The 8,635-nt window shown below is 40.7% G+C and carries 9 protein-coding genes and 1 pseudogene; 4 read left to right on the plus strand and 6 right to left on the minus strand.

The window, feature by feature from the left end:
• Positions 1 to 94, plus strand: a pseudogene (locus H4J63_RS18985) (IS5/IS1182 family transposase); the annotation flags it as partial.
• A 131-nt stretch (positions 95 to 225) separates the two neighbouring features.
• Here H4J63_RS18985 and ychF read toward each other — a convergent pair.
• The 6 genes from ychF to lolB all read right to left on the minus strand — a co-directional run bounded on the left by ychF (position 226) and on the right by lolB (position 5,218).
• Entirely contained in the window at positions 226 to 1,317 is a 1,092-nt protein-coding gene (gene ychF, locus H4J63_RS18990; protein ID WP_007583951.1) for a redox-regulated ATPase YchF, read from the minus strand.
• Between the two features lie 52 nt (positions 1,318 to 1,369).
• Positions 1,370 to 1,954: an aminoacyl-tRNA hydrolase gene (pth, locus tag H4J63_RS18995; protein ID WP_182197982.1), complete on the minus strand. Its 585-nt coding sequence runs from the start codon at positions 1,952 to 1,954 to the stop codon at positions 1,370 to 1,372.
• 19 nt (positions 1,955 to 1,973) lie between these two features.
• The gene (locus H4J63_RS19000) at positions 1,974 to 2,585 is read right to left on the minus strand and encodes a 50S ribosomal protein L25/general stress protein Ctc (protein ID WP_002958549.1); all 612 of its coding nucleotides are present in this window, start codon (positions 2,583 to 2,585) and stop codon (positions 1,974 to 1,976) included.
• Between the two features lie 149 nt (positions 2,586 to 2,734).
• Entirely contained in the window at positions 2,735 to 3,682 is a 948-nt protein-coding gene (locus H4J63_RS19005) for a ribose-phosphate pyrophosphokinase (RefSeq protein ID WP_002958550.1), read from the minus strand.
• Positions 3,683 to 3,770: 88 nt separating this feature from the next.
• Positions 3,771 to 4,628: a 4-(cytidine 5'-diphospho)-2-C-methyl-D-erythritol kinase gene (ispE, locus tag H4J63_RS19010; protein ID WP_182197984.1), complete on the minus strand. Its 858-nt coding sequence runs from the start codon at positions 4,626 to 4,628 to the stop codon at positions 3,771 to 3,773.
• A gap of 2 nt (positions 4,629 to 4,630) precedes the next feature.
• Positions 4,631 to 5,218: a lipoprotein insertase outer membrane protein LolB gene (gene lolB / locus H4J63_RS19015; protein WP_182197985.1), complete on the minus strand. Its 588-nt coding sequence runs from the start codon at positions 5,216 to 5,218 to the stop codon at positions 4,631 to 4,633.
• Between the two features lie 83 nt (positions 5,219 to 5,301).
• Between lolB and hemA the strand changes: the two genes are divergently transcribed.
• From hemA to prmC, 3 genes are read left to right on the plus strand one after another with little or no spacing between them, the layout of a single operon-like run.
• The gene (hemA, locus tag H4J63_RS19020) at positions 5,302 to 6,558 is read left to right on the plus strand and encodes a glutamyl-tRNA reductase (RefSeq protein ID WP_182197987.1); all 1,257 of its coding nucleotides are present in this window, start codon (positions 5,302 to 5,304) and stop codon (positions 6,556 to 6,558) included.
• Between the two features lie 7 nt (positions 6,559 to 6,565).
• Positions 6,566 to 7,651: a peptide chain release factor 1 gene (gene prfA, locus H4J63_RS19025; RefSeq protein ID WP_182197989.1), complete on the plus strand. Its 1,086-nt coding sequence runs from the start codon at positions 6,566 to 6,568 to the stop codon at positions 7,649 to 7,651.
• 2 nt (positions 7,652 to 7,653) lie between these two features.
• Positions 7,654 to 8,493, plus strand: coding sequence for a peptide chain release factor N(5)-glutamine methyltransferase (gene prmC, locus H4J63_RS19030; RefSeq protein WP_138489383.1), 840 nt, complete (start codon positions 7,654 to 7,656; stop codon positions 8,491 to 8,493).
• Positions 8,494 to 8,635 lie beyond the last annotated feature (142 nt).

Here is an 8,635-nt window from a genome sequence, read left to right on the forward strand (position 1 = left end):
GATAGCCACGCGGTATGAAAAGCTTGAACGAAATTATCATTCAATGCTCGCTTTAGCATTTACTATGATGTGGCTACCAATGTGGGCTGATTGATATATGTACTACAAAGATCAACAGCCCCTAGTTGAGGTTAATTATTATTTTTATAATGCTTAAATACAAAAAAGGCTCGTAAAAACGAGCCTTTAAAAATTATTACCAAGTTAAATTGGTTTAATTTGTACTTATACGTTGAACAAGAAGTTCATTACATCGCCATCTTTAACAATGTACTCTTTACCTTCTTGACGCATCTTACCTGCTTCTTTTGCGCCACTCTCACCTTTAAAGGCAACAAAGTCGTCAAAAGCAATAGTTTGCGCACGAATAAAGCCACGCTCGAAGTCGGTATGGATTTTACCCGCTGCTTGTGGTGCTGTTGCACCTACAGGGATTGTCCATGCGCGTACTTCTTTTACGCCAGCTGTGAAATAAGTTTGTAATTGTAGTAATTCATAACCACCACGAATAACAAGGTTAAGACCCGGCTCTTCTAAACCAAGATCAGCCATAAACTCAAGCTTGTCTTCGTCATCTAGTTCTGAAAGCTCAGATTCGATAGCGGCACATACAGGAACAACAATCGCATCTTCAGCTGCGGCAATAGCGCGTACGCGGTCAAGGTATGGGTTATTTTCAAAACCATCTTCAGCAACGTTTGCAATATACATTGTTGGTTTAATCGTTAAGAAGTTAATAGAGCTGATTGCTGCTTTTTCTTCTTTAGTTAGTGCTAGACCACGTAAAGTTAAGCCTTCGTCAAGATGCACTTTTACTTTTTCAAGTACAGCATTTTGCTCTTTAGCGTCTTTATCGCCACCTTTTGCTTTTTTTGAATTACGGAAAAGGGCTTTTTCAGCGCTATCCATATCAGCAAGTACTAACTCAGTGTTGATTACGTCAATATCGTCAGCAGGGTCAATAGTGCCTGCTACGTGGATGATGTTTTCATCTTCAAAACAGCGAACTACGTGGCCAATTGCATCGGTTTCACGAATGTTAGCTAAAAACTGGTTACCAAGGCCTTCACCTTTAGATGCGCCTTTTACTAAGCCAGCAATGTCTACAAATTCCATACTGGTGGTAAGAACTCGTTGAGGGTTTACTATTTTAGCAAGTTCGTCTAGACGAGGATCTGGCACAGGTACCACACCTGTATTAGGCTCAATGGTACAAAAAGGAAAGTTAGCGGCTTCAATACCCGCTTTAGTTAGTGCATTGAAAAGCGTTGATTTACCAACGTTAGGCAAGCCAACGATGCCACATTTAAAACCCATAGTAAGATACCTTGTTTAGATTCGTTTAAACGATGTGCTTGAACCCAAGTTATTAGGGTTTAAACGAATGTAGTCTGTTTTGTGCTTTTAACACACCATCTTTTGCAAGTATTTCCATACAACGAACTGCTTCATCAACAGCAGCATCCATCTTTTCTTGGTCTGCTTTGGCCGCTTTTCCAAGCACCCAACCAGTAACCATTTCACGATGTCCTGGATGGCCTACACCAATGCGCAAGCGCATAAAGTCTTTTTGATTTGCCATTTTTGCAATAATGTCTTTTAAACCATTATGACCGCCATGCCCGCCACCTTTTTTTAATTTGGCAACGCCTGGGTCTAAATCCAATTCGTCATGGGCAACTAAAATGTCCTCGACAGGGATTTTGAAAAAATTAGCTAAACTACTGACCGCTTTACCACTTAAATTCATGTAAGTAGTGGGGATCAATAATTTGAATTCTTGGCCTTGAATGATCACTTTGCCTGTAAGGCCGTGATATTTAGGATCGTGTTTTAGAGTGCAGTTATAGCGTGCAGCGATTTGCTCGATGAACCAAGCACCTGCATTGTGGCGTGTGTTTGCGTATTCGGGGCCTGGATTAGCCAGGCCCACAAGCATTTGAATAGAATTCAAGGTTGCGAGACCTTAAATATTATTCTGCTGCTGCAGCGTCGTCTTCAACTGGAGCTGCTTTGTTTGCTTTGATAGTCAGGATAGACTGATCATGGCCTTCGCCTTTAGCTAAATCTACAGAGCTAACGCCTTTAGGGAAAGTAAGGTCAGAAATATGAACAGAATCGCCAACAACAAACTTAGAAACATCTACTTCAATGAATTCTGGAAGTGCTTTTGGAAGACACGTAATTTCAACTTCAGTTAACTGGTGAACAACAGTTGCGCCAGCTTTAGTTACAATCTCTTCACCGATGAAGTGTAGAGGAACTTTAGTTTGAAATTTATGAGTAGCATCTACACGTTGGAAATCAAGGTGAGTAAGCTTAGGCTTGAATGGGTGACGTTGGATATCTTTTAAGATTACTTCAACAGCTTCGCCATCAACGTTAAGCGTAAGGATATGCGTGTAGAAACCTTCGTCTTCTTGAGCTTTGATCATATCTTTATGAGCAAAAGTAAGAGATAAAGCTTCTTTATCAGCTCCGTAAAGGATTGCAGGAACTTTGTCTTCGCGACGTAGGCGGCGGCTCGCACCAGTACCAGTTTCTACGCGAAGTTCAGCGTTATACGTATAAGTTTTGTTAGACATGATGTCTCCAGTTATTTAAATGTGTAGGGCCTTTGCGACCAAGGTCCCTAGCCAAAAGGCGCGCTATCATACCACCACGCCCAGATAAAATAAACATCGCTTACAAAAAAAGCGCCAAAAGGCGCTTTTATATTCAGGAATGTTTAATTTTAGTGTTCAAACATCGCTGAGATAGATTCTTCGTTACTAATACGACGAATAGTCTCTGCTAACATGTCAGCAAGCGTAAGTACCTTAACTTTATCAAGGGCTTTAAGCTCATCAGATAGCGGAATTGAGTCAGTTACAATTACTTCATCAATCATTGAGTCACGTAAGTTTTCGGCTGCTTTACCTGAAAGGATAGGGTGTGTTGCGTATGCAAATACACGCTTAGCGCCATGTTCTTTAAGTGCTTCTGCGGCTTTACACAATGTACCACCGGTATCAATCATATCATCTACGATAATACAATCACGACCTTCAACGTCACCAATAATGTGCATTACTTGAGAAACATTTGCTTGAGGGCGACGTTTATCAATGATTGCTAAATCGGTATCGTTTAGTAGTTTTGCAATTGCACGAGCACGTACAACACCACCAATATCTGGAGATACAACAACGACGTCTTCAAAGTCGCGTTCTTTCATATCTTCAAGTAATACAGGGCTGCCAAATACGTTATCTACAGGTACATCAAAGAAGCCTTGGATTTGTTCAGCGTGTAAATCAACCGTAAGAACACGGTCAACACCAACACTTGATAAGAAATCTGCAACAACTTTAGCGGTAATTGGAACACGAGCAGAACGTACACGACGGTCTTGGCGCGCATAACCAAAATAAGGAATGACGGCAGTAATACGACCTGCAGATGCACGACGTAGAGCATCAACCATAACGATAAGTTCCATCAGGTTATCGTTTGTAGGGGCACAGGTTGATTGCAAGATAAAAACGTCCGAGCCACGAACATTTTCATTTATTTGAACACTGATCTCACCGTCGCTAAAACGGCCAACAACAGCATCGCCTAATTCAATATATAAACGTTTTGCAACTTTTTGAGCTAACTCAGGTGTTGCGTTACCAGCGAAGAGCTTCATGTCAGGCACGGTAGGGTTCCTCAGGCACTGAATATTTGGACTAACGGGCAATGATAAATACCACTGCGGGTTAACTTATGATTACTTGTACGTTACTTCATTGATCGAATATGGCGGTTAACTCCGTATGAGCAGGTGAGACATTTGCGCTTGAAGCCACAAAACCCTGCCAAGTATGGGGGAGATTTTCAAGTACATCTTGTGCTTGAACTTGACTAGCAAATTCGACAAAACAACATGAACCTGTTCCGGTCATCTTCGACGGTGCGTATTTTAGCAACCACTGGAGGGTTTTTTCAACCTCGGGGCAAAGCTTTTTAACTAAAGGCTCACAATCGTTGGTTAAAGTATGGTGTTTCCAATCGCCTATTATTTTTGGTGTGTCGCGTTTTAAATCTGGATGTGTAAATATTTTTGCGGTACTTACATGTTGGTTTGGGTGTACAACGCAGTACCATTTTTGTTTAAGTTTTACTTGGTGTAATTTCTCACCAATACCATGCGCGATGGCGCTTTGCCCTTGTATGAACACCGGAACATCAGCCCCTAATTTAAGTCCTAATTGGGCTAGAATTTCTAAATTTAGTTCTAATTTCCATAATTTATTTAGGGCTAATAAAGTACTTGCAGCGTCGGATGAGCCACCTCCAACACCGCCCCCCATCGGCAAGCGCTTAATTAAATTTATTTTTACACCCAAAGAGGTTTTACAGTGTGTTTGTAATAATAAAGCCGCTTTATAGATGAGATTATCATTTAGAGGGATGTCTTTAGTATCACCACCGACAGAAATACTCCCATCTGTTGTTAACTCAAAATGCAGCTCATCACCAAAATTTAAAAAAGTAAATAAGGTTTCAAGTTCATGATAGCCATCTTCTCGGCGAGCATTAATATGTAAAAATAAATTGAGTTTTGCCGGAGCTATAAGTGAAAAAGAGGTTTTGTTATTCATACTTATTTAAACTGCCAATCGTAGAGTTGAATTTTTATTTTTATTTGTTGATGCTTTAACGTCAGTTTAGTTGGTAACCAGTAACCTGCGTTTTGTACGTAAGTGCCGTAATCTATTTGCCATTTTTTGCCTGCATTATCAAACCATAATACTTGCTTTGCACGGCCTAGTTCATCAACGACTAAACTTTGATCGTCAATGGTGCCCTTAAGCCAATTATCGGCATTATCAACAGGGAGTGTAAAACCCGTTAAACGCTTTAAAAGCTCTGCAGCGTTAGTATCAAAGTATTGTTCACCGTCAAACTCTAATTCAGCACCGTTAGTTGTTTGTTTAAGCGACAAAATACGAGTACCAATAAAAGTAGTCAGTATTAAATTATTGGAATTTGTTGTTTGCTGCCAATTTAAGTTTGCAGATTGACGCTCTTCTGGGCTAATAAATGCAAGTTTACCTTCTACTTGCCAAGTTTTTTGAGCAGCTAAACGTGGTTTCCAATCATCATAAAGTGTTGTTTTTGTATCAATTTGATGAGCACAGCCACCTAAAAACAAAAAAAACATGAATAAAATCAAATATTGTCGAATCAAATGTTGTTCCTTACTTTCCATATTCCGCTGATTTTTGGTAAAATTACCGCCTTTGAAGTAGGGCTCAGCAATATTTGGCAAATATGACCATAATAGCACTAGGTATAAATCACAAAACCGCATCCGTAGAATTACGTGAAAAAGTGGCTTTTTCGCCTGAGCAAATTTCAGAGGCGTTGCAACAATTAAGTGGCCATGCCGACTTTAATGAAGCGGTTATTGTGTCTACCTGCAATCGAACCGAGATCTATTGTAGCCTCGCTCAGCAAAATTCCCAAACACTGTTGAGCTGGCTTGCCAGTTTCCATGGTTTGGATGAACATGAACTGAGCAAAAACACTTATTGCTACGAAGATAACGATGCTATTAATCACTTAATGCGCGTGGCATGTGGGTTGGATTCTTTGGTGTTGGGCGAACCGCAAATTCTGGGGCAAATAAAGCAATCGTTTTTTAGTGCTAAAAACCACGATGCAGTAGGTGTTACGTTTGATAGGTTGTTTCAAAAAACATTTTCAGTAGCGAAACAAGTTAGAACTGAAACAAATATAGGCGCAAGTGCCGTGTCGGTTGCATTTGCGGCTGTTAACTTAGCAAAACATATTTATGGCAAGCTTGATCAAACCAATGTGTTATTGATTGGTGCTGGTGAAACCATTGAACTGGTTGCTAAACATTTATATCAAAATGAGCCTAAAAAAATAACGGTAGCTAATAGAACAATTGAACGTGCTCGGAGTCTTGCTGATGAAGTGTCGGCAGATGTTATCGCACTTGCACAGTTACCAGAACGTTTACATGAAGCCGATATAGTCATTAGTTCTACCGCCAGTACTTTACCTATTATTGGTAAAGGGGTGGTTGAGCAAGCGCTTAAGCAGCGCCGTCACAAGCCTATGCTATTTATAGATATTGCGGTTCCGCGCGACATAGAAAGCCAAGTAGGTGAGCTAGATGCTGCCTATTTATATTCCGTTGATGACTTACAAACCATTGTAAGCGAGAATATGGCAGCGCGTGAGCAAGCTGCACAGCAAGCGCAAATAATTATTACCGAACGCACCAAAGAATTTGCAATGTGGATGCGCTCACTCGATTCGGTAGATTTAATCCGCCATTATCGAAATGATGTACAAACAATTAAGTCAGAACTTGTAGAGCGTGCTGTTAGTCAGCTAAATACAGGTAAAGATGCAGAAAAAATTATATTAGAGCTCGCCAATAAATTAACCAATCGCTTAATGCACGCGCCTACCCGTGCAATACAAGACGCAGCGAAAAAAGGTGAAGTGGCGCAGCTAAACCAGTTGAAAAAAATGTTAGGTATTGATCAGGAATAACCGTTAAATGAAAGAGTCTGTTTATAATAAATTAGAAACCTTAGTAGAGCGTTACGAAGAAGTACAAGCGCTGCTAAGCGACCCGTCGGTCATTAGTGATCAAAATCGTTTTCGTGGGCTCTCAAAAGAATACTCTGAGCTTGAAGAGATTGTAAAAACGTTTTTAACTTACAAAGAAACGCAAGATGATTTAGCCAGTGCAGAAGAAATGCTTAAAGATTCTGACCCTGAAATGCGTGAAATGGCGCAAGAAGAATATAAAGAAGCAAAAGCACAAATACTAGTGATTGAAGAACAAATTCAAGTATTAATGTTGCCAAAAGATCCGCGAGATAACAACAACGTGTTTGTTGAAGTACGAGCAGGGACGGGCGGCGATGAAGCGGCTATTTTTGCTGGTGACTTATTTCGTATGTACAGCCGCTTCGCAGAAAATAAAAAATGGAAAGTAGAAGTTGTAAGCACCAATGAAGGTGAGCATGGCGGTTACAAAGAAGTTATTGCAAATATCAGTGGCGAAGGCGTTTACGGTCAATTAAAGTTTGAATCAGGCGTACACCGCGTACAACGTGTACCAGAGACTGAATCACAAGGTCGTGTTCATACCTCAGCGTGTACTGTTGCGGTTATGGCAGAAGTACCAGAAGCTGAAGCGATACAAATTAATACAGCAGATTTAAAAGTTGATACATTTCGTGCATCAGGCGCAGGTGGTCAGCACGTAAATAAAACTGATTCTGCTATTCGACTTACACATATACCTACCGGTGTTGTGGTTGAGTGTCAGGATCAGCGTTCGCAGCATAAAAACCGTGCTAAAGCGATGTCGGTACTTGCAGCACGTTTGCAACAGGCTGAAGATGAAAAACGCCATGCGGCAGAAGCCTCTGAACGTCGTGACTTGGTAGGTAGTGGCGATCGTTCTGAGCGTATTCGTACTTATAACTACCCGCAAGGTCGTATTACCGATCACCGTATTAACTTAACACTTTATCGTTTAAACGAAGTGGTAGCCGGTGATTTAAGTGCGATTATTGACCCATTAATGCAAGAGCATCAAGCTGACTTACTTGCGGCCATGGGCGACGAGTAATTGTGGCTCACACTCTTGAACAAGCAATTGCTGCAGGTGCTGACTTATTAGCACTTAGCAGCGAAAGTGCTAAATTAGATGCACAAGTTTTACTTCTTCATATACTTCAAAAACCTCGCAGTTACCTTTTTACTTGGCCAGAACATGCGCTTAGTGATGAGCAACAATCGCAGTTTAATGTATTTATCCAAAGACGTTTAAAAGGTGAGCCCGTAGCCCATATAACTGGGCTGCGTGAATTTTGGAGCTTATCGCTTGAAGTTAACGCAACGACCCTAATACCTCGACCAGATACTGAAACATTAGTCGAGCAAGCACTTGAAATAGCGCTACCCGCTACAGCAAAGGTGCTGGATTTAGGCACAGGTACTGGTGCAATAGCGTTGGCACTGGGTAGTGAAATGCCTAGTTGGCAAATTACTGCAGTAGATAGAGTAAGCGATGCAGTTGCACTTGCTACACGTAACCAGCAGCGATTAGCGATTAATAATGTACATGTTAAACAGAGTAACTGGTTTAGTGAGTTGCATGGCGAAAAATTCAATTTAATTGTCACTAACCCTCCTTATATAGAAAGTAGCGATATACATTTAAATCAGGGTGATGTGCGCTTTGAGCCTCTATCGGCATTAGTGGCTGATGATTGTGGAATGTCTGATATTAAACAAATAATTACACAATCACGTGACTATTTGTCATCTAATGGCTATCTTTTAATAGAACACGGTTTTGAGCAAGGTGAAGCTGTTCGTCATTTCTTTGAAAAAATGGCGTTTGTTAATATTAAAACAGTGAAAGACCTTGGTAACAACGACCGTGTAACACTTGCACTGTGGCCCTAGAGAATAATAATTGCTTACTAGGGCGTGTTGATCTTTGTGGTATGAAAAACAAACAGCATGAAGATAAGGTATAATTGAATTCGCCAGAAAACTTTACACCGAACCTACATGCCAAGATTAATGTTAACAGACGGGACATGGA

Origin of the sequence: Pseudoalteromonas sp. 5Ae-yellow, assembly GCF_014077565.1 — a bacterium.
Classification (GTDB): Bacteria; Pseudomonadota; Gammaproteobacteria; order Enterobacterales; family Alteromonadaceae; genus Pseudoalteromonas.

Bases quoted from the DNA above. Each gene is read 5' to 3' on its own strand.
- ychF (WP_007583951.1), bottom strand. From the start codon at position 1,317: ATGGGTTTTAAATGTGGCATCGTTGGCTTGCCTAACGTTGGTAAATCA.
- H4J63_RS19000 (WP_002958549.1), bottom strand. From the start codon at position 2,585: ATGTCTAACAAAACTTATACGTATAACGCTGAACTTCGCGTAGAAACT.
- ispE (WP_182197984.1), bottom strand. From the start codon at position 4,628: ATGAATAACAAAACCTCTTTTTCACTTATAGCTCCGGCAAAACTCAAT.
- hemA (WP_182197987.1), top strand. From the start codon at position 5,302: ATGACCATAATAGCACTAGGTATAAATCACAAAACCGCATCCGTAGAA.
- prfA (WP_182197989.1), top strand. From the start codon at position 6,566: ATGAAAGAGTCTGTTTATAATAAATTAGAAACCTTAGTAGAGCGTTAC.